The organism is Streptomyces sp. ADI95-17 (genome assembly GCF_003846175.1).
Taxonomy (GTDB): Bacteria; Actinomycetota; Actinomycetes; order Streptomycetales; family Streptomycetaceae; genus Streptomyces; species Streptomyces sanglieri.
This window is the reverse complement of sequence record NZ_ML123051.1, coordinates 461,035-480,838: the sequence shown is the minus strand read 5'-3', so window position 1 is coordinate 480,838 and position 19,804 is coordinate 461,035. Positions and strand designations below refer to the sequence as shown.

14 protein-coding genes and 9 pseudogenes are annotated in these 19,804 nt (G+C 69.6%); 15 read left to right on the top strand and 8 right to left on the bottom strand.

The window, feature by feature from the left end; genetic code table 11:
- The first annotated feature begins 293 nt into the window (after positions 1-293).
- The 5 genes and pseudogenes from EES42_RS37115 to EES42_RS37090 all read left to right on the top strand — a co-directional run bounded on the left by EES42_RS37115 (position 294) and on the right by EES42_RS37090 (position 5,952).
- Entirely contained in the window at positions 294-1,586 is a 1,293-nt protein-coding gene (locus EES42_RS37115; protein ID WP_124722563.1) for a cation:proton antiporter domain-containing protein, read from the top strand.
- 160 nt (positions 1,587-1,746) lie between these two features.
- A pseudogene (locus tag EES42_RS46830) lies at positions 1,747-2,690 on the top strand (IS3 family transposase); the annotation flags it as partial.
- Between the two features lie 471 nt (positions 2,691-3,161).
- On the top strand, positions 3,162-3,464 hold the full coding sequence (locus EES42_RS46825) for a phosphoketolase family protein (protein WP_326743212.1): 303 nt from the start codon (positions 3,162-3,164) through the stop codon (positions 3,462-3,464).
- A gap of 5 nt (positions 3,465-3,469) precedes the next feature.
- Positions 3,470-4,780, top strand: a pseudogene (locus tag EES42_RS37095) (phosphoketolase); the annotation flags it as partial.
- A gap of 377 nt (positions 4,781-5,157) precedes the next feature.
- Positions 5,158-5,952, top strand: coding sequence for an IS5 family transposase (locus tag EES42_RS37090; protein ID WP_241196839.1), 795 nt, complete (start codon positions 5,158-5,160; stop codon positions 5,950-5,952).
- On the opposite strand, the gene EES42_RS37085 is transcribed toward EES42_RS37090, so the two are convergent.
- From EES42_RS37085 to EES42_RS37065, 4 genes and pseudogenes are all read right to left on the bottom strand, one after another.
- Positions 5,900-6,427 (bottom strand): hypothetical protein, encoded by a 528-nt coding sequence (locus EES42_RS37085; RefSeq protein WP_241196838.1) that lies wholly within the window; start codon positions 6,425-6,427, stop codon positions 5,900-5,902. The genes EES42_RS37090 and EES42_RS37085 overlap by 53 nt on opposite strands.
- Before the next feature lie 116 nt (positions 6,428-6,543).
- Positions 6,544-7,825: pseudogene (locus EES42_RS37080) on the bottom strand (GNAT family N-acetyltransferase).
- Positions 7,826-8,035: 210 nt separating this feature from the next.
- Positions 8,036-8,359 carry a hypothetical protein gene (locus tag EES42_RS46820; protein ID WP_241196837.1) on the bottom strand — a complete coding sequence of 108 codons (324 nt, stop codon included), beginning with the start codon at positions 8,357-8,359 and terminating at the stop codon, positions 8,036-8,038.
- A 154-nt stretch (positions 8,360-8,513) separates the two neighbouring features.
- Positions 8,514-9,250, bottom strand: a pseudogene (locus EES42_RS37065) (helix-turn-helix transcriptional regulator).
- Positions 9,251-9,606: 356 nt separating this feature from the next.
- Between EES42_RS37065 and EES42_RS37060 the strand changes: the two are divergent.
- The 7 genes and pseudogenes from EES42_RS37060 to EES42_RS37035 all read left to right on the top strand — a co-directional run bounded on the left by EES42_RS37060 (position 9,607) and on the right by EES42_RS37035 (position 14,485).
- Complete coding sequence (locus EES42_RS37060; RefSeq protein WP_206433775.1) at positions 9,607-10,623, top strand: zinc-dependent alcohol dehydrogenase family protein; 1,017 nt, start codon at positions 9,607-9,609, stop codon at positions 10,621-10,623.
- Between the two features lie 40 nt (positions 10,624-10,663).
- Positions 10,664-11,074, top strand: a complete 411-nt coding sequence (locus EES42_RS37055) for a (R)-mandelonitrile lyase (RefSeq protein WP_124722556.1) — start codon at positions 10,664-10,666, stop codon at positions 11,072-11,074.
- A 45-nt stretch (positions 11,075-11,119) separates the two neighbouring features.
- Positions 11,120-11,785 (top strand): SDR family NAD(P)-dependent oxidoreductase, encoded by a 666-nt coding sequence (locus EES42_RS37050; RefSeq protein ID WP_124722555.1) that lies wholly within the window; start codon positions 11,120-11,122, stop codon positions 11,783-11,785.
- Positions 11,786-11,805: 20 nt separating this feature from the next.
- Positions 11,806-12,348 (top strand): annotated as a pseudogene (locus EES42_RS37045) (cyclophilin-like fold protein).
- 64 nt (positions 12,349-12,412) lie between these two features.
- Complete coding sequence (locus EES42_RS47435; RefSeq protein WP_266487671.1) at positions 12,413-12,781, top strand: MFS transporter; 369 nt, start codon at positions 12,413-12,415, stop codon at positions 12,779-12,781.
- A gap of 55 nt (positions 12,782-12,836) precedes the next feature.
- On the top strand, positions 12,837-13,670 hold the full coding sequence (locus tag EES42_RS47430; protein WP_277426164.1) for an MFS transporter: 834 nt from the start codon (positions 12,837-12,839) through the stop codon (positions 13,668-13,670).
- Between the two features lie 47 nt (positions 13,671-13,717).
- Complete coding sequence (locus tag EES42_RS37035) at positions 13,718-14,485, top strand: SDR family NAD(P)-dependent oxidoreductase (RefSeq protein ID WP_124722554.1); 768 nt, start codon at positions 13,718-13,720, stop codon at positions 14,483-14,485.
- Between the two features lie 210 nt (positions 14,486-14,695).
- On the opposite strand, the pseudogene EES42_RS37030 reads toward EES42_RS37035, so the two are convergent.
- A pseudogene (locus EES42_RS37030) lies at positions 14,696-15,250 on the bottom strand (XRE family transcriptional regulator).
- A 3-nt stretch (positions 15,251-15,253) separates the two neighbouring features.
- Positions 15,254-16,471, bottom strand: a pseudogene (locus EES42_RS37025) (transcriptional regulator); the annotation flags it as partial.
- Between EES42_RS37025 and EES42_RS37020 the strand changes: the two are divergent.
- Positions 16,451-17,223, top strand: a pseudogene (locus EES42_RS37020) (ATP-dependent DNA ligase); the annotation flags it as partial. The pseudogenes EES42_RS37025 and EES42_RS37020 sit on opposite strands and share 21 nt — an antisense overlap.
- Before the next feature lie 88 nt (positions 17,224-17,311).
- On the opposite strand, the gene EES42_RS37015 reads toward EES42_RS37020, so the two are convergent.
- Positions 17,312-17,506, bottom strand: a complete 195-nt coding sequence (locus EES42_RS37015; RefSeq protein ID WP_164495468.1) for a hypothetical protein — start codon at positions 17,504-17,506, stop codon at positions 17,312-17,314.
- Between the two features lie 228 nt (positions 17,507-17,734).
- On the opposite strand from EES42_RS37015, the gene EES42_RS37010 reads away from it, so the two are divergent.
- Positions 17,735-18,427, top strand: a complete 693-nt coding sequence (locus EES42_RS37010; protein WP_124722551.1) for a hypothetical protein — start codon at positions 17,735-17,737, stop codon at positions 18,425-18,427.
- 508 nt (positions 18,428-18,935) lie between these two features.
- Here EES42_RS37010 and EES42_RS45215 read toward each other — a convergent pair.
- Positions 18,936-19,091, bottom strand: coding sequence for a hypothetical protein (locus EES42_RS45215; RefSeq protein ID WP_164495467.1), 156 nt, complete (start codon positions 19,089-19,091; stop codon positions 18,936-18,938).
- Positions 19,092-19,568: 477 nt separating this feature from the next.
- On the opposite strand from EES42_RS45215, the pseudogene EES42_RS37000 reads away from it, so the two are divergent.
- Positions 19,569-19,745: pseudogene (locus EES42_RS37000) on the top strand (IS6 family transposase); the annotation flags it as partial.
- Between the last annotated feature and the right edge of the window lie 59 nt (positions 19,746-19,804).

Below are 19,804 nucleotides of genomic sequence, written 5' to 3'. Positions count from 1 at the left end.
GCGACTACGTCGCACGCCGCACCCTCGAAGGACTCAAGACGAAGGACATCTTCAGATGCCTCAAGCGCTTCGTCGCGCGAGAGGTCTACCGCCACCTCACCAGCGCATTCACCGGCGCACCCGGGCCGTCTCCTGCAGCTTGACGATCTATAGAAGCTTCAGAGTCAAGTTAGTTGCGCCTCCGCCGGTCGAGTGAAAGCTGCAGCCATGCCACCCGGAGGGATCCTCAGCACGCCCCGTCCGCCGAGAATCGGGCTTTCGCGGACGATGCTGCTTCGATTACGGAGTCCAGGGTGGATGGAACCCTCTCACTGATCCTGCTTCTCCTCTTCCTCTGGGGGCTGTACTCGCAGCGACTGGCGCGCGTCGAACTCACCGCCCCCGTCGCATTCGTGCTGCTGGGTCTGCTGCTGGGCGAAGGAATCGGCGTACTGCACCTGGCCCCCTCGCCCGGGACGGTGAGAACGCTCGCCGAAGTGACACTGGCCTGGGTGCTCTTCACCGATGCCGCGAGGCTGTCATTCCGGGCCCTGCGCCCGGAGCTCGGTCTGTATGCGCGACTTCTCCTGCTCGGGCTGCCGATGTGCATCGGTCTTGGCGCCTTGCTGGCCATGGGCCTGCTCCCGGGGGTGTCGGGCTGGGCGGCGCTGTACGTGGCGGCCGCCCTCGCTCCGACAGATGCCGCGCTCGGTGCCACGATGATGGTCAACCCGGTGGTGCCCGCGAGGATTCGCCGCCTCATCAATGTCGAGAGCGGTCTGAACGACGGTATCGCCACCCCCTTTGTCGTGGTCTCCCTGGCCGGAGTCGCCGCTGCCGGAAGCGCGTCGGACACCCATGCCACCGGAAGTGCCCTCGTGGAACTCGCCATCGGTCTGGCCTACGGCACGGTGCTCGGACTGACGGCCGGAGGGCTGCTGCGTTCCGCCCTGCGCAGGGGCTGGGCCACCGAGGACGTCGCCGGAGCGGGCATCCTGGCCTTGGCCCTCCTGGGCTACACCTCAGCCATCGCGATCGGTGGCAACGGATTCGTTGCCGCTTTTGTTGCCGGCCTGGCCTTCGGATCGACGCACGGCGCTCCACAGCGCGTGCTGTTGTTCGTCGAGCAGGCCGCTTCGCTGTCCTCCGTCCTGGTGTGGCTGCTCTTCGGCGCCGTACTGGTACCGGCCGCCGTTCACCACCTCACCTGGCAGGCGGTGCTCTACGCGGCACTGAGCCTGACGGTGGTACGCATGGTGTCAGTCGCCCTGTCCTTGGCCGGAAGCGGCCTGGACAGGAAAACCGTCCTGTTCGTGGGCTGGTTCGGCCCACGCGGGCTGGCGTCCGTCATCTTCGGCCTGCTGGCGGTCGAGGAACTGGGACCGCCGGCCGCGCAGACGATCGTCCCGGTGGTCGCCTGCACCGTGCTGCTCAGTGTCTTCGCACATGGCATCGCATCCGCTCCTCTCGCTCAACGCTACGGAAGAGCGGCAGCCGTCACCGGCCCGCCCCCGGTCGGCCCGGCCGTGAACGAGTTGCCTATCCGGGGGATGGTGGCAGGCGCCGCCAAGCATCACCGGCACGGCAGGCGAGACGAACATGTATGACCCTGCCGGGCACGCGCGACCGCCCGCAAACGGCACCTGTCGTCGACACCGAGGACGGTGAACACGCCCAGAAACTCCACTGACGTGGTTGTGAGGTGACCCCTGTGGTGTGGACACACCTGACAATGGATCTTGCTGATCCTGGAAGGTGTAGACCTACGTGGCACGGCCCTCGAAGTACAGTGCGGAGTTCCGGTCCGACGCGATCGCGTTGTAGCGGGCTTCGGCCGGCAGGCGGACGTTCAAGGACGTCGCGGCTGATCTGAACGTCAACCCCGAGACGCTGCGGACCTGGGTGCGTGATGCCGACGGTCGTCCAGTCGCCGCAGGCGCGTCGCGGGACACCGAGGCCGAGTTGGCCCGGCTGCGGGCGGAGAACGCGCGGCTGGCCAAGGCGGAGAAGGAATGGCAGCTGGAGCGGGAGATCCTGCGTCGGGCAGCGGCCTATTTCGCCCGGGAGATGAAGTGAAGACCGCCGCTTGGGACTTCGTCTCCACCCACGCCGAGATGTTCGGCATCAAGCGGATATGCCGGGTGCTGGAGATCTCCCGCTCGGGCTACTACCGGTGGATCACCGGCGCTGAGGCGCGGGCGGGGCGGCAGTTCGAGGAGGACGCCCTGGTCGAGGAGATCCGCGATATCCATGCCGAACACCGCGGGAACCACGGCGCGCTTTGAGTCCATGCCGAACTGCGCGGCTTCGGCCACACGGTCAACCACAAGCGCGTGGCCAGGCTGATGCGCAAGCACGGCATCGTCGGCCGTCACCTGCGGACGAAGAAGCGCACCACGATCCCGGACCGCCTCGCGCCGCCAGTGGCGGACCTGGTCCAGCGGGACTTCACCGCCAGTACGCTGGACGAGAAGTGGTGCGGCGACATCACATATGTGCAGGTCGGAGCCGCGTGGCTCTACCTCGCTTGCGTCATCGATATCCGGTCGCGCCGAGTGCTCGGCTGGTCGATGGCCCCGCGCATGCGGGCCGAGCTCGTCATCGACGCGCTCCAGGCCGCGGTCGCGACCCGCGGCGGCAACGTGACCGGAGTGATCTTCCACGCGGACCGCGGATCGCAATACACCTCGGCCGCGTTCGCCCAGGTCTGCGACCTGCCCGCCGAGCGGGAGCGGAGCTGGAAGCACGACTTCACCAACACCCTGCTCGCCGCGGTGGACCGGACGCTGTTCACGCACAAGGCAGCGCGGCGCGCCGGCGGCGGCCAGGGCGGCGTCATCGCCGTCACCCGCCCTCCCCTGCTGTCCGAGTCCGACCAGGCGGGGCCGGATCCGCTGGTCCTGCTCCCGCTGCCGGCCGCGTCCGACATCGTGCATGTGGCGGCTCAGCCGGACCGGATCGGCGGCCGGGACTTCCTGTTGCTGCCCTGCCGCGGGCCGGTCGGCCAGCACGGCGCCCAGCTGCGCGTCACCTTCCCCACCGGCAGCGCCAAAACCGTCGTCGCCTACGCGCTGCGTGGTCAGGCCGCAGTGCCGTACGTGGCCGTCACCGACGGCGTGATCGGCGTGCCGCTGACGGTGCAGGGAGTGCGGGACCGTACCCCGCGCAGCGTGCCCGAGGACATGGCCGCCGCACTGGAGCGGGCCGGGCGGGACTGGATGGCGGTGCCCGCCCACGAGCAGGCACAGATCCTCCACCTGATCACCGAGGCCAGCAGCAAGGACATCCGGGCCGGTCGGGTCACCGCCGCCGTGGACGCTGCGGCCCATGTGCCGGATGCGGCCGTGACGGCCGCGTGGAGGGCGCTGAACTACCTGTGCGCCGCGCAGTTGTACCTGGACGACAACGTGCTACCCGCCCGGCCGCTTCGGGTGGAGGACGTGAAGAAGGTGCCGAGCGGCCACTGGGGGGGTGCCCGCCGGTGAACTTCATGCTCGCGCACCTGGGTCCACTCACCAGCGGGCGGCCGCCTGGCAGCGAGGTCCTGGTCGTCCACGGCGCCGGGCACGCCGGGCCCTCCGCCCTGGCCCACGCCTACCTGACCAAAGCCCTTGCCCTGCCCGGCCACGGCCCGGGCTGGTCCGCCGACGGCCTGCGGGCGCTCGCCGCAGGCTTTCCCCACACCCGCGCCTACGGCGGGGAGATCACCCCACTCATCCCCGGCGTGCGCTACACCGGAGGCCAGCTCGGTCCGGCGCTCGCCGTCGCGCAGGGCATGGTCCTGGACGCCCCGCACCGCCTGGTGGTCGCGCTGCTCGGCGACGGGGAGCTGGAGACCGGCGCCGCCGCAGCCGCGTGGACGGCGCGGCGCGCGCTGTTCGGGTCCGGGCTGCACGGCGCGGTGCTGCCCGTCGTGCTGGCCAACGGCCTGCGGATGGGCGGCCCCTCCGTCCTGGCCGGACTCGACGAGGTCGAGCTGCGCGCGTACTTCACCGGCCTGGGGTACGAGCCGTTCCTCCACGACGGCTCCGACATGGCCGGCTTCCGAACGGTCCTGGCCGAGGTGTTCGCCCGGCTGCGCCCGCTCGGGGCCGCCCGCCCGCAGCCGGTGCTCGTCCTGACCATGCCCAAGGGCGCGACCGGGCCCGACCATGTCGCAGGCCGGCAGATCACCGGAGCCCCGGCCGTGCGCAAGACCCCGCTGAAGGACCCCGCGCGCAACCGGGAGGAATTCGACGTCCTCGCCTCCTGGCTGGGGTCCTACGGGCCGGGCGAGCTGTTCACCGAGAGTGGGCAGCCGTCCGGCCTCGTGCGGCAGGCGCTGCCGCACGAGGCGCCCCGGCCCAGCCCGGCCCCGCCGGTGGCCCCGCTCGCTGCCCGTGGAGCCGAAGCGTGTCCGCTGGTCAGCACGGTGATCCGCGAGCGGGCCGCCGCCGGCGCCTTCCGGCTGTTCAGTCCGGACGAGGCCGCCTCCAACCGGCTGCGCCTGGCCGCCGACGACGAGGACGACCGGCTGCCAGCGTGGGCGAGCGAGATCCTCAACGAGGAGATCTGCCACGCCTGGCTGCAGGGCTACACCGAGACCGGCCGCGACGCGCTGCTGGCCACGTACGAGGCGTTCGCCGCGGTCAACACCAGCCTGCTCGTCCAGCACCTCAAACACCGCAGCGCGCGGACCGCGGCCGGGGGCGGCGGGCTGGCGAACATCAACTACCTGATCACCTCCCTGGGCTGGCGCAACACCTGCACCCACCAGAACCCCGGGCTCGTCTCCGCGATGCTGGAGACACAGAACCCGACCGTGCACGTCTACACCCCGGCCGACGCCACCCGCGCGGCCGCCGTCCTGGCAGTCATGCTCGCCGGACGGGACCGGGCGAACTTCCTGATCGCCGACAAGCACAAGCTCAGAAGCCGTATCTCAACCGGTCTTGGAACGTGCGGGTCGAACAGGGTTCCCGCGCGGGTGATCTACGGCCGGTCGGCGCATGAGGGCAGGGCCTCTCGGAAGCTCGGGGATGCGAATCTGACCGAGCAAGACCGGGAGGCCCTGGTGTCGTTGTTGTACGCGTCCGAGCACGTTCAGTTCAACTCGGCTGCTCCATCGTGTGATTGCCTCGCGCATGTGTACAGCAACGCGGCCGACCATCCGGACCGGGAACGCGGTATCCCTCAGACATGTCGGACGCGGAATGGGCGGCTGTGCGGTCGTTGCTACCGGTGCCGGTCTGGCTTCAAGGCCGGGGCGGACGGCCCGAGGGCTACTGCCACCGTCAGATGCTGGACGCGATCCGTTACCTGGTCGCAGGCGGGATCTCCTGGCGGGCGATGCCCACGGACTTCCCTGACTGGGGCCGGGTCTACCCCTTCTTCCGCCGCTGGCGCGAGCACGGGCTGATCACAGAGTTCCACAACCGGCTGCGCGGACGGGTGCGTGAGCGGGAAGGCCGTGAGGCGGAACCGACGGCCGGGATCATCGACGCGCAGTCGGTGAAGGCCTCCGCGTCCGTGCCCACGGCCTCAAGCGGGTACGACGGCGGGAAGAAGGCGCCGGGCCGCAAACGGCACATCGTGACCGACACGCTCGGCCTGCTGCTGGTCGTCGCGGTGACGGCCGCGAACATGGGAGACCGGGATGCGGCCGTGCCACTGCTGGAGCGGCTGCGGTCGCTGCACCGGGAGATCACTCTGGTCTGGGCCGACGGCGGTTACACCGGCGGCCTTGTCTCCTGGTGCCGTCAGGAACTCGCGCTCACTCTGGAGGTCGTCAAGCGCACCGACGCCATGGAAGGCTTCGTGGTGCTGCCCCGCAGGTGGGTGGTGGAGCGCACGTTCGCGTGGCTGATGCATTCGCGCCGTCTGGCCCGTGACTACGAAACCCTGACCGCCACCAGCGAGGCCATGATCCAGTGGTCGATGATCACGCGGATGAGCCGCCGCCTGGCCCGGCCACGGGCCCGCGGCCGGCGCTGAACATCCCCGACGCCTCCTGGACCAGCCATCCGCGCTCCGCCAGTCGCCTCGCCTTCGACCGCACGCCCTCCACCTTCGCCGGCGTCGGTTCCAGCCCCAGCATCACCGCAATTTCCTTGGCCTTCACCGGCTCCCGGCCCGGCCGGTCCGCCAGCATGCCCAGGATCCGCTGGTAGTCCGGCGAGAGAGCCGTCGCCGGCAGACCTTCCCGCCAGGACGGCACTGTCGTTCCCGGCAACGGCGCGGAAGCGGGCACTGATTCCGCTTCCGTCTCCGCCTCGGTCAGGGCGGTGGTCCCGGCAGCGGACGCGGCCAGGGCCTCGACGAGTTCCTCCCGCGCAATCACCCGCCGGTCCAGCTCGATCTCTGCAGCCTCCAGCGCCGCAGCCGCCCGGGCCGCCGCCTCCCGCAGATCCTCGACCCGCTCGCGAGCAGCCGATTCCCGCACCTCCAGCAACCCCAGAATCGACGCCACCGCACACCCCTCACCGAACCAGCGGAACAGAACGTCGGGGACTCTCCTTCACTCCGACCGAAACAATGCCTGACCAGCGGAAATCAAACGATCACGTTCGGTTGAGATACGGCTTCTTACATGCGCGCATGGTGCTCGATGTCTTCTCTGAACTTGGTCAGCGCCTGGTCGGTGAGTGTGGGACGGGTGTCGGCGATGGCAGCGAGGTAGTCCTCGGCGCTGGCCGGCGCGCCTGTGCGGTCGGTGACTTCGCGTTCGAATGCGGCGTGGGAGCCCTTGCGGGCGGCGAACTCGATGTCGGCAGGTGTGAACATCTCACTGGCTGACACCAGTCGGTGCAGCTTGATGTCGTCGGCGGCCGGGCCGAGGTAGCGCTGCCAGATCGCCGCCCGGGCCTTCGGGTCGGGGGGGACCGACCGGAATGACGTAGTCGAACCGGCCGGGGCGCAGGAACGCCGGATCGAGGGAGCGGACGGAGTTGGTGGCGCAGATCAGCAGGCGGTTGTCCTGGTCGCGGAAACCGGGGATCAGCTTGAGCAGTTCGTTGGTGACTCCGTGGCCTGGATCGATGGCCTGACCGGACCGGACGCCAGCGATCTCCTCGACTTCGTCGATGAACAGCAGGACGGATTCCAGCTCCGCCAGATCGGCGAACGTGTCCCGCAGTGAGGCGGCCAGTCCGCCGGCAGTACCCTCTGTGAGCCGGGAGGGAAAGAGTTCCACGAACGGCCAGGCCAGTCGGGAAGCGACGGCCTTGGCGAAGCTGGTCTTTCCGGTGCCCGGCGGGCCGAAAAGGATGACGGCTTTCGGTGGCGTCACCCCGTACCGGTCGGCCAGCACGGGCTCGGCCAGCGGCAGCACGATCCGCCGCTCAATGGCTTCTTTCTCTCGTTCCATGCCCGCGAGGGCACCCCAGAGCCCCTGCGGCAGCATCCTCCCGCCGAGCTCCGCGAGCAGACCCGCATCGCTCGCGCCGAGATGCTCGACCTTCTCGTAAAAGGTCAACCCGTCGCGAGTGCGGTAACCGGAGTTTTCCAGCGCCGTGGTTCCGGTGGTCCCTGGGACGAGCAGCGCACCGATCCGGCGTACCCCCTGTGTGCGCAGACGCCTCTCGATTTCCGCGATCAGAGCGCTCCCGATTCCGCGGTTACGCCACATCCTTGCGAGCGCCACCAGCGTGATCCAGGCCCGCTCACCCTGGGCCTGCGCCACTGCCATGCCCACCAGGTCCTCGCCGACCACCGCAACCACTGCGGTCCCGCCGGTCCGGGCTTCGGCCATTGCCTCAGAGACGGGGAACACGGGAGGCATGTCGTCGGTCTGCCGGTCCTGATCCCATATCTGGATTGCACGGTCCAGATCGTCGTCATGGAAGTCCCGCAATCGCCACGTCGGCATCATCGCCACCTTGTCGGCAGATCGCCACCGCCTCGCCGACGCCCGGGCCGCGGGCCGTCCAGCGGCCGCTCCGTTCCTATTCATTCTCCGCGCCGACTAGATGCCTGTCGACCGGGCGTTTACCTCTTCCTGACCTGCCGGTGGAGTTGCGCGTGCGCGACTTCGTCGTGAGTGCCTTCGTCAATTCCCGCCGTGGGGTAGCGGTAGTCGTCATAAAGGCTGCGGACCAGCGCTGCGGCTGGCGGTGACCGCGTTGTGGATCGCTGCCAGGGCGCGGGCGACGTCCAGGAGCCGGTAGGCCTGCGCGCGGGAGATGTCGAACTCCGCCTCGCAGTACGACTCCCAGCTGCTGTGCCCGAGAGGGAGCCAGACGTGGGCGGCGTGCGCGTCGCGGACCCGGGCGGCGAGCACCGTCACGGAGCGCCGGACGTCGTCCATCGCCTCGCGCAGCCCGGCCGTCACCTCCCGGGCCTGTTCCGTGGTGAGCGGCGGCCGCGCCGGTTCGGCAACGTGCTCCTGGTCGTGCTTGCCCATGACTCCATCGTCCTCTGCGTTGCCGGGATGGGCCAGGACGTATGGAGGCAGGGCTGAGCTCCACACCGCGCCGCGGCGTCATGCGCGTTGAGCCGAACGCGGGAACTGGTCTGCGGCGCCGCGTCGTGCGCCCGTCGTGCGCGTTCTTGCGATGTCAGTCGCCGGAGTGTGGTGTGAGGGGCTGGGGTGTGGCTGCCCATGAGGCGAGGAGGCGTAGGCCTTCTTCGGAGGGTGAGCCGGGTTCAGCGGTGTAGATGGTGAGGGTGAGGCCGGGTTCGGCGGCCATGTCCAGGCCTTCGTAGGCGAGGGTGAGGTCGCCGACGGTGTGGTGGTGGAAGCGTTTGGTGCCGGTGTCGTGGTGGCGGACGTTGTGGGCGCCCCAGCGGGTGCGGAAGTCGTCGCTGCGGGTGGACAGCTCGCCGACGAGGTCGTGGAGGTCCTTGTCGTGGGGGTTGCGGCCGGCTTCGGTGCGCAGGATGGCCACGGCGATGTCGGCGGCCTGGTCCCAGTCGAGTAGAACCGGCGCGAGGTGGGGTCGAGGAACTGGAAGCGGGCCAGGTTGGCCTGGTTGCCGGCCGTGGCGTAGACGTCGTCGTAGAAGGCGCGGGCGAGCTGGTTGGTGGCGAGGAGGTCCATGCGGCCGTTGCGGACGAAGGCCGGGCCGGCGGTGACGGCGTCCAGGACCCACTGCAGGCTCCGGTGTGCGTTCCAGGCCCGGGTGCTGCGGCGGCGGGGGCGAGTGAGGGCGTCGGAGCCGTCGGCGGCCTGTGCCAGGTTGATGAGGTGGGCGCGTTCGGCGTCGTCGAGTTGGAGGGCGCGGGCGACGGCTTCGAGGACGGCCGGTGAGGCACCGGCGAGGCTGCCGCGTTCCAGCTTGGCGTAGTACTCCACGCTCACGTCGGCGAGCGCGGCGACCTCGCTGCGGCGCAGGCCCGGTACCCGCCGGCGGTTTCCGGAGGGCAGGCCGGCCTGTTCGGGGGTGATCTTGGCTCGCCGCGAGGTCAGGAACTCGCGGACCTCTGCATGGTTGTCCACGCTTTCGACGGTACGTCCCGCCCGCGTCTATAGGGATGTACTGGCAGTACACCCCTTGATGGTGTCTCGCTACGGGTGCGGTGAGCGGGTTACCTGGATGGCGTGGTGCTTTCCGTCCGGTCATCAGGACGGGATCTTGCACCTGGCCCTGCACTCGGCGGCGGTCCCGGTATCCGGGGTCGCACGCCTCGGTAAGCGAAGGAACCCCTCTCATGCGCGGAGCAATGATCTACGCCCCCGGCGACGTCCGCTTCGAGACCGTGGAGGACGCGAAGATCCTCAAGCCGACCGACGCCGTCATCCGTACGGCCGTGACCTGCGTGTGCGGCTCGGACCTGTGGCCCTACCGGGGTGCGGAGCCGACTGAGCAGGCGCACCCCATGGGGCACGAGTACGTCGGCTTCGTGGAGGAGGTCGGGTCCGAGGTCAGCTCGGTGAAGCCGGGGCAGTTCGTCGTCGGGTCCTTCGCGACCTCGGACAACACCTGCGCGAACTGCCGGAACGGCTTCCAGTCGAGCTGCCTGAACCGTGAGTTCATGTCGACCTGCCAGGCCGAGTACGTGCGCATCCCCAACGCGCAGGGCACGCTGGTCGCCACCGACGAGGTGCCGGGCGAGGAGTTCTGGCCGGGTCTGCTGGCCGTGTCCGACGTGATGGGCACCGGCTGGTGGGCGGCGGATGCCGCCGAGGTGAAGCCCGGTGCGACAGCCGTGGTGGTCGGCGACGGCGCGGTCGGCCTGTGCGGCGTGATCGCGGCCAAGGAAATGGGCGCGGAACGCATCATCGCCATGTCGCGGCACGAGTCCCGGCAGAAGCTCGCGCGCGAGTTCGGGGCCACCGACATCGTCACCGAGCGTGGCAAGGAGGGTGTCGCCCGGATCAAGGAGATGACCGGTGGGATCGGCGCGGACTCCGTGCTGGAGTGCGTCGGCACCGCGCAGGCCATGAGTCAGGCCCTGCACTCGGCCCGGCCTGGCGGCAATGTCGGCTTCGTCGGTGTCCCGCACGAGGTGGCCGTCGACGGGCAGGAGCTGTTCTTCTCCCACGTCGGCCTGCGCGGCGGTCCCGCCCCGGTACGCCGCTACCTGCCCGACCTGATCCACCGCGTCCTTGCGGGCCGGATCGACCCGGGCAAGGTCTTCGACCTCACCCTGCCCCTGGAGCAGGTTGCCGAGGGATACCGGGCGATGGACGAGCGCCGCGCCATCAAGACGCTCCTCAAGCCCTGATCCGCCCCCCTTACCCCGCCACCCGTACAAGGAGCTTTTCGTGCAGATCACCCGCAGCTCGATCGACACCGTCAAGGGTCCGGCCGACTGGTTCACCGGCGACGTCTACATCGACGCCGTCGCCGCCGCCCCCTCACCGTCCCGGGTCACCGCGTCGCTGGTGCACTTCATGCCCGGTGCCCGCACCCACTGGCACCGCCACCCGCTGGGCCAGAGCGTCTTCGTCACCGAGGGCATCGGCCTGTGCCAGCGCCGCGGCGGACCGGTGGAAGTCATCCGGCCCGGCGACCGCGTCCTGTTCGAGGCCGACGAGGAGCACTGGCACGGCGCCGCCCCGAACCGGCTGATGGTCCACCTGGCCATCAACGAGGGCGACGACGACCACGCCGTCGTGCGCTGGCTGAACCCCGTCACCGACGCCGAATACACCGCCGCCCCGGCCACCGCCTGACACCGCGGCCCTGCGCCCGCACCGTCCCTACCCGAAAGGCTCACCGTGACCACGTTCGCCCTCGTCGGCGCCGGACCTGGACTGGGGCTGGCCGCCGCCCGCCGCTTCGGCGCAGCCGGTCACCACGTCGCCCTCCTCTCCCGCAACGCCGACCACCTCGACGCCCTCGCAGCCGAACTCGGCGGTGACGGCATCCGGGCGCGCGGCTTCACCGCCGACGTCCTCGACTCTGCCTCCCTGACCGCAGCCCTGGCCGCAGCGGCCGAGGAACTGGGGCCGATCGAAGTCCTCCAATTCAGCCCGGTGCCCCGCGCCGACTTCATGAAGCCGGTCCTGGAGACGACCGCCGCCGGCCTGGACGACCCGCTGGCCTTCTCCGTCAAAGGCCCGGTGACCTGCGTGGACGCCGTCCTGCCCGGCATGCGGCACCTGGGCCGGGGCACGCTGCTGTTCGTCAACGGCGGCAGCGCCGTACGCCCGAACCCCAAGGTGGCCGGCACCTCGGTCGCGTTCGCCGCCGAGAGTGCTTACGCAGCAATGCTCCACGACGCCCTTGCGCCTGAGAACATCCACGTCGCCCAGCTGATCGTCCCCGGCGCGATCCGCCTGGATGCTGAGCACTCCAGCCCCGACGCACTGGCCGAGCGCCTGTACGCCATCCACACCGATCGCGGCGCCTTCCGGCATTACGCCGAGCCCATGCCCGCATGACAAGCATCGGGACACCCGTGATGAACCCCGCAGTCCGCCGCCGTCTGGTCGGTGCCGCTCCGGCAGCCGCCCTGCTGCTGGCCGTAACCGCCTGCTCCAGCGACGCGCAGGACAACGCCCCGGCCGCCACGCCCTCTGCCGCTGCCTCTGCGGAGCAGCAGGACGCGACGGCCTCCACCCCGTCACCGCCCTCCCAGAGGAGCACATCCATGGACCAGAAGGTCAGGGTCACCCTTGATGGCCGTCCCGTGGACGCCACCTTGAACACCAGCCCCGCCGCCCGCGACTTCGCCAAGCTCTTCCCGCTCACCTTGGACCTGGAGGACTTCCACAGCACGGAACGGATCGCCGACCTGCCCCGCAAGCTGGACACCTCCGGCGCCCCCAAACCGACCGCGGCCAAAGCCGGCGACATCGCCTACTACGCGCCCTGGGGCAACCTCGCCCTCTTCTACTAGGACGGACCCGCCCCTTCCACCGACCTGCTCGTCCTCGGCCACCTCGACGTCAGCGCCGACCAGCTCGGACGAGCAACGCACATCACCATCGAAGCCGCCTCCTGACCCCTGTCCCGGGCGACCGCCCCGAGACCTGCCAGTCCTGCCTGACAGAAAGAGAAGTACCTCTATGGCCTCCGTCGCCGGCACCCGAGAGGGCAAGCTGCCCCTCGTCGTCTGGGTGCTCGCCGCCGGCACGTTCCTGATGGGCACCACCGAGTTCGTCATCGCCGGACTTCTCCCGCAGATCGCCGGTGACCTCGGCACCAGCGTCTCCCACGCCGGGCTACTGATCACCGCCTTCGCGATCGGCATGATCGTCGGCGGTCCGACCATGGCCCTGGCCACCCTGCGCCTGCCCCGACGCCTGACCCTCATAGCGGCCCTGGCCGTCTTCGCCCTCGGACACGTTCTCGCCGCCCTCAGCTCCTCCTTCGGCATCGTCCTGGCCGCCCGGGTGATGACCGCGCTGGCCACCGGCGCGTTCTGGGCCGTCTGATTCGTCATCGCCACCGCCGCCGGGCCCCGGCCGGGCCACCCGGGCTGTGGGGGTCATGATGGGCGGCCTGACCCTGGCCAACGTCGTCGGCGTGCCGATCGGCTCCTTCGTCGGCCAGTACACCGGCTGGCGCGGCCCCTTCTGGGCCCTCGCGGTCCTCGGGGGACTCGCAGCCGTGTTCGTCGGCCGGTTCATCCCCGCCGGCCAGCAACAGGCCGGTGTGCCAGTGCGGGCCGAGGTGCGGGCCCTGCGGCAGGGCCGACTGTGGCTGGCGCTGGCCGCCGCCGTCCTGATCATGGGCGGGGTCCTGGCCACGTACACCTACATCACGCCGCTGCTGACCGACCGCGTCGGCATCCCGGCCGGGGCCGTCCCGCTGGTCCTGATCGTCTTCCGGCTCGGCGCGCTGGGCGGCACCGCGATCGGTGGCCGGCTCGGCGACCGCCGCCCGATGGCCACCACCATCACCGCTGCCGCCGTGACCGCCCTGGCCCTGTGCCTGCTGATCCCGCTGTCGACCGGACCCGTGACCGCCGTCGCTCTGGTCTTCCTCATGGCCCTGGCCGGGTTCACCGTCAACCCCGTGGTCACCGCGCTCGCCGTCCGCTTCGCCGACGACGCCCCCACCCTCACCTCGGCGCTGACCACCTCGGCCTACAACACCGGCATCGCCACCGGCTCCGCCCTCGCCGGGACCGCGCTGGACACCTCTCTCGGCCTGACCGGCCCGGCCCTGGTCGGCGCTGTCTCCGCCGCCCTCACCCTCCTGCCGCTCACCGCCCTCGCCCTCACCGGCACCCGACGTCAAGACCGGATCGTGGCCCAGCGCACCGATCCGGCAGCCGGCGTCTTGGGCAATGAGCGGACTCCGGCGTCCTCCAGTCGCTGACCCACATTGGCATCCACCAGCTCCCACCCCGACGGAAGAGGAACGACATGAACCCCGCCTATGACTTCACCGGCAAGGTCGCCTTCGTCAGCGGTGCCTCCTCCGGCATGGGCCTGGCCGCCGCCCGCGCCTTCGCCGAAGCAGGCGCCGCCGTCGGCCTCGCCGACATCAACCAGAACGCCGTCACCCAGGCCGCGAAGGAACTCACCGACGCCGGCCACCAGGCCCTCTCCCTGGTCTGCGACGTCTCCGACGAAGCCCAGGTCGCTGCCGCCGTCGACCGCACCGTCGAGACCTTCGGACGGCTCGACATGGCCTACAACAACGCCGGCATCATGCCCCCGCCCACCGACGCCGCCGACGAGAGCGCCGAACAGTTCGACCGCGTCCAGAACATCAACCTGCGCGGCATCTGGGCGAGCATGAAGCACGAACTGCGCCACATGCGCACCCAGGGCAGCGGCGCCATCGTCAACTGCTCCTCCCTCGGCGGCCTCGTCGGCAACCCCGGCCGCGCCGCCTACCACGCCACCAAACACGGCGTGATCGGCATGACCAAGAGCGCCGCCCTCGAATACGGCTCCCGCGGCGTGCGCATCAACGCCGTCTGCCCTGGCACCATCGCCACCCCCATGGTCGACGCCATGATCGACAGCGGAGAACTCGACCGCACCCAGGCCGAATCCGGCCAGGCCATCGACCGCCTCGGTACCGCCGACGAGATCGCCCAGGCCGCCCTCTGGCTGTGCAGCGACGGCGCCAGCTACGTCACCGGCATCGCCCTGCCTGTCGACGGCGGCTACACCGCTCAGTAACAGCCCACTCGTGCCATCAGCCCGGATAAGGGCTGCGCCAGTCCGGAGACGTCCAGGAAACCATCGCAGTTGTCGTGCGCCGCCAACTGGTGATGGTCAGCCACAACAGCCACCGCCCACAACACAGTCGGTGACAACCCGCCTGCCTACGTGACAACTACCGCGCTTCGGCTCAGGCCGAGAATTCAGCGGTCACGCTTTCGCTCCTAATCAGTAATCCAGGTCCAGGTAATCAATGTCATTGATTGCCACGCCTGACAGTCCCATAGCGCGACCGCCGCCGTCCTGGAAATAGACTTCCTTAAACCCTTCAGCGATGATCCCGCGCATCTCCTGGTCGCTGGCCCCCGTGTCGCGGGCGTCGAACAGGCGCTGCGCGTACGTCGCGGGGAGACGGACGGTGAGGCGTCGGAAGCGTCCGTCATCGGTCGTGCCGACCGGCGCGGTGTAGCCGAACCGGGCCCGCGTCTCCACCGTGATCCCGGTGGCGGCGGCCTGCTTCCGCCGGCGCTTGCGGACCTGGGGCTGCCAGCGGGACCGAACGGCGTCGTCGATCTTCGCCGCGATGTCCTTGGGCGGGTGCTTCCGCTCGCCCTTGCGGTAACGCTCCACCAACCGCTGGCTGACCCCGAGCTCCTGGGCGACGGCCTTGGTCGTCTTGAGCTACTTCATCAGGAAGTTGATGCGGCCCTGGAGGGTCTTGGGCGGCTCCCGGGTGAAGGCTTCCCGGTCGGCCCGCTCGATGGCGTCCTCGATCTCCCCCATGGCTTACTCCCCTTCGTCCAGGACGGCGTCGCCGCCCTTGATGTGGCGGGCCGGGTTGAGGCCCTTCTCCATGAGGTCGACCGCCCACAGCATCGACTGGACGCCCTCCAGCTTCGCCAGGCCCGGTGTCGGACCGAGGCGGAACCCGCCGGGCTGCGGCTTGCCGGACGCGGCGTACGGGAGGAAGTCGAGCGGGCTCTCCCCCGGCGAGGGGCAGACGACGCAGTCGGACAGCACGGCGAGCGGGAACAAGCCCGTCATCTTGACCATGTTGTTCAGCTTGCGGTGCATGTTGACCCGGGCCTTGCTGATGACGGCGGCCCGGATGTCGGGGCGCCAAGTCGGCCGCTGAAGGGCCGGCCACGTCTCGCCCTCCTTGTAGGACTTGCCCTGGGGGCGCTCGCGGAGCTTGCCGACGCCGCCCTTGACCGTGGCCTTGATGGCGGACAGGACGGCGGCCACGGCCGGGTCCCTCTGCTTGTGCTGCTCCATCGCGGCGAGGAAGGCCCGGTCGTCCAGGTCCTTGGTGACGCCCATGTCCGCGAGGGCGTCGACGTAGGCGTTCTTGAGCCGGTCGTGCCACGGGTCCAGGTACGCGCCGGTCTCGCGGCGCAGGTACGCCTCGATCGGGTGGACGTCGTGCCCGAGCTCCTGGGCGTAGGCGAGGGTGTGCGTCTGATACCAGGCCGGGCCCGTCGGACGGGTGCCGTCCGGGGTGAACGGCGAGGGCAGGCGCGGGTCCAGCTCGATGTGGGACAGGTCCGCCAGCCAGCTCCCGGGGATCTTCGGGTTGAACTTCGGGGCGTGGAAGTGGTCCGGGGCGCTGAGGCCGACGACCAGGCGGGCCGCGGCGGCAAGGAACGCAGTGTTGAGGTCCAGGCCGACCGCGAAGGGCAGCGTGCACTCCTCATCGGACAGCGTCTCCACCGACCGCACCCACTGCTACGCCTCCTCGTTCAAGAAGCCGCCCGTCCAGCCGGAGTTCACGACGACGGGGTGCTCCGGGGTGGCCTCCGGCGGCGCCGGGTCCATCGGCTCCGTCCCCAGCGAGCCCGGGTTGTAGCCGGACACCCAGTTCCCGCTCTCTCCGTCGCGCTCCGGCTTCGTGGGCGGGCGCAGCGCTGTCATCAGCTCCAGGCCGGAGACGGCGGTGGAGCCGCGCGGGGTGATGACCCGGGTTGCGTAGACGCCTGCGCCGTCTACCCGGAGCTCGCAGGGCTCGGGTCCCTGCTCGGCCGGCCTGCGGTCCTGGACGGCGAGATCGTCGCACTCGACGACGAAGGGCGCAGTGACTTCGAGCGGCTGCAGTCCCGCATGGGACGGGCCTCGGCGGCGAAAACCGCCCGGATGGTCGAGGTCGTGCCCGCCCACCTCGTTCTGTTCGATGCCGTGTATCTGGACGGACGCGGCCTGACCGGGCTGCCGTACGCCGAACGCCGCACACTCCTGGAGGAGCTCGGGCTGGACGGGAAGCAGTGGTCGACGCCCGCAGCGGTCGTCGGGCACGGTGGGCAGGCGCTGGAGATGACCCGGACCGCGGGACTGGAGGGCCTGGTCGCGAAACGGCTTACCTCTGTGTACGAGCCCGAGGTCCGGTCCCGCTCGTGGATCAAGATCCGGCACGTCCGGACTGTTGATGTGATCGTGGGCGGGTGGGTTCCCGGCCGCGGCCGGCTCACCGGCCTGCCCGGCGCCCTACTGGTAGGAGAGGCACGTGCAGGCGGGCTGCGGTACGTGGGCAGCGTCGGCACCGGATGGAGCGACAACGAACGCGCCACACTCGCCGGACTACTCCGTGTCGCTGCGATCGACGAGTGCCCCTTCGACAAGGTGCCACGCGCGGCCGGAGCGCGGGGGTACTACCGCGCCTGGTCGGAGAAGTCCGCTACACGGGCAAGACCCGGGCGGGACTGCTGCGGCATCCCTTCTGGCACCGGCTACGCCCCGGCCTCGCACCGGACGACCTCATGTGACTGATTCCCAACGATGGTTGTCAAGCGGCGAGCCGTAGGCTGCCGCCCGTGCGCAGCTGCTCCCGGTGCGGCGGAGACTCCGTCGCCGTCAGGACGCGGCCGCGCGCGCCGCCTCCAGTTCGGCCACCAGCCGCACAACCCGCTTGTTGCGGGCTCGGCCAAAACTGTGGCCCGACAGCATGTGCAGCTGGTCCGTCCCGCCGGAGACCAGCACCAGCTCCGGGACGTCGGACGAGTAGACCGTGCTCGGCAGGACGGCCACCCGAACCTCCCAGATGTCCACCCACGCGTGGGAGGGCAAGAACGCGCGCGTCGTCGTACTTGACGCCCTGGATCCGCAGACGCAGGAGTTCGGTGCGGCGTTCGGCGGTCTCGGCTTGCTTGGCTTTGGAGGCTGGCATGGCGGTCGGGGCTCCCGCTGTGTGGTGGTCAGGCCCCGCGCCTATCTTGATGATCCCTGATGTGGGGGTTTTCCTTCCCCCTGCCCGGTCTGGGTGGCATCCTGCGCGCCATGAGGCATATGCGTGGGGTGGGGGCTGTCGTGGCGGGAATCGCCGCGATGGTCGCGTTGTCCGGATGCGGCGGTAGCGGCAGTGATGAGGCGAAGCCGGCCTCGAGCCCATCGGCGTCGAACGAGGCCGTTGATCCGAAGTCCTCGGAGCCGGAGCCGTCGGTGGAGTACCCGGCAACGCCTGAGGGCGACATCGACAGGCTGGCGGATGAGAAGGGCTGGGTTGTCGATGACCTGTACCCGGCGGCGTCGGACTTCGTGGCGGACACCTGTGAGTCGATGCCGGTGAGCGCGGTGGATGGGGCTTCGCGGCCGCAGTGGCTGGCCGAGTCCGGGAACATGGACGGCGATGGGAAGGCGGTGCTGCAGGCGAGGATCCCGAAGCTGTGCCCGAAGTGGACGCCGGTCATGAAGCAGGCGGTGTCGGGGAGGTACGACCGGTGGTTCGGTGACGGCACGTATGTGGTGTCGAGTAAGCCGGCGGCCGCAGGCGAGGACGAGAAGACGATCCCGCCGGGCATGTACCAGGCCAGGGGCAACATAAAGGACTGCTACTGGGAACGGACGACGAAGTCCGGGGACATCATCGACAACCACCTTGCGACGTCGGCCCAGGAAATCACGGTGACCATCCGGGCATCGGACGGTCAGTTCACATCGGAGCGGTGCGCGGTGTGGAAGCCGGTGAGGTAGCGATCCGCGCCTTGCGGAACCTCTACCGAATCACGACCGGGGCGGCTAGCCTCCTTGCCTCCGCACGCCGAAGGACCACAAGAGAGGACAGCATGTCCATTCGTTCTCGGGTAGCAGCCGTCGCCACGTCTGTGGCGCTGGCCAGCGCAGGAATGCTCGGCCTCGCGTCTCCGGCCTCGGCCGGGGCCACGGCGCTCATCTGCCCGAGCTATCCGCAGCTCATCGAAGGTAGCGGCGGCCACAAGGGAGCGAAGATCTCCTGCACTGGCGGGTCGTCGTTCTTCCTTGCCATCAGGTGCGAGACGCTGGACGCCGCGAAGTACAGGTACTGGCACTACGGGAACTGGGCTTCCTCCGGCGGCACTTCAACGACCTGGTGCGATCTCAACGCGAAGGTCATCGCAACTGAGCCACGCACGTCATGAGCCTCCTCTGAAGGCTTCGGAGGTCGCGTGAAACTGAGTGGGGCCCGGCACCGTGTCGTGTCGGGCCCCACTCTTGCGGCCGATCAGTACCGGGCGATCAGCCAGGCGATGACCAGGCCGGTCGCGAAGTCGCCGAGCCGGTACGCCACGCCGCACATGAAACTTGTGTGAACGCTCTGTTCACGGCTGACCAGCCATTTCCGCAGGTGGCGGGCGACTGGTCCGCGTCCTCTGTTCACGCCGAAGCTGGGCTCAGAGGGTGGTTTCGCGTTACTCTGCATTCGGAGTCCTTCCTGATGCTTGGACGCCGCGCAAGGAGCCCCCTCGACCCATGGCCTAGGAAACCGCGTCGAGGAAGCGGGGCTCCTTTTGCGTTGGTGAGAAATGCAGTTGGGCGGTGTGTTAGGCCGACGACTCTGTAAAGAGGCTTAACAACACCGGGGGAAATTTCGGACATTCTAGTACACCGTTGGCCGGATTCTCTGACAGGGGGCATCACGAGATCCTCCGAGATCCTCCGAGACTCACCGCGTCCCATGACCCGGCAGTAACCCCCATCACATTTTCCTGACGCTTTCACGAAGGGCGTGTCGTGGCATGCGTCGGCCCCACCAGCCGGGGGTGCTGGTGGGGCCGAGGTGGCTTGAGGGCACTGTCACGTTGGCTGGCCGGGTGGGATGATCTTCTGGTTGGTCGTGCCGGGGAGGGATTCGTTCGTGTCGTCCGCGTCGCCGTCGTACAAGGGCCACTGGTACCCGGTGGAGGCGATCGCGCATGCGGTATGGCTGTACTTCCGCTTCCCGCTGTCCTTTCGCGAGGTCGAGGAGCTGATGCTCGAGCGCGGCGTCATCGTCTCCTGTGAGACCATCCGCCGCTGGTCCGCCAAGTTCGGCCAGGTCTACGCGGACGGACTGCGCCGCCGTCGGCCACGCCCCGGGGACAAGTGACACCT

Coding starts and splice junctions, on each gene's coding strand:
- EES42_RS46825 (WP_326743212.1), top strand. CDS start 3,162: ATGGCCGCCGCACTGGAGCGGGCCGGGCGGGACTGGATGGCGGTGCCC.
- EES42_RS37090 (WP_241196839.1), top strand. CDS start 5,158: ATGTCGGACGCGGAATGGGCGGCTGTGCGGTCGTTGCTACCGGTGCCG.
- EES42_RS46820 (WP_241196837.1), bottom strand. CDS start 8,359: ATGGGCAAGCACGACCAGGAGCACGTTGCCGAACCGGCGCGGCCGCCG.
- EES42_RS37060 (WP_206433775.1), top strand. CDS start 9,607: ATGCGCGGAGCAATGATCTACGCCCCCGGCGACGTCCGCTTCGAGACC.
- EES42_RS47435 (WP_266487671.1), top strand. CDS start 12,413: ATGGCCTCCGTCGCCGGCACCCGAGAGGGCAAGCTGCCCCTCGTCGTC.
- EES42_RS47430 (WP_277426164.1), top strand. CDS start 12,837: ATGATGGGCGGCCTGACCCTGGCCAACGTCGTCGGCGTGCCGATCGGC.
- EES42_RS37035 (WP_124722554.1), top strand. CDS start 13,718: ATGAACCCCGCCTATGACTTCACCGGCAAGGTCGCCTTCGTCAGCGGT.
- EES42_RS37010 (WP_124722551.1), top strand. CDS start 17,735: ATGAGGCATATGCGTGGGGTGGGGGCTGTCGTGGCGGGAATCGCCGCG.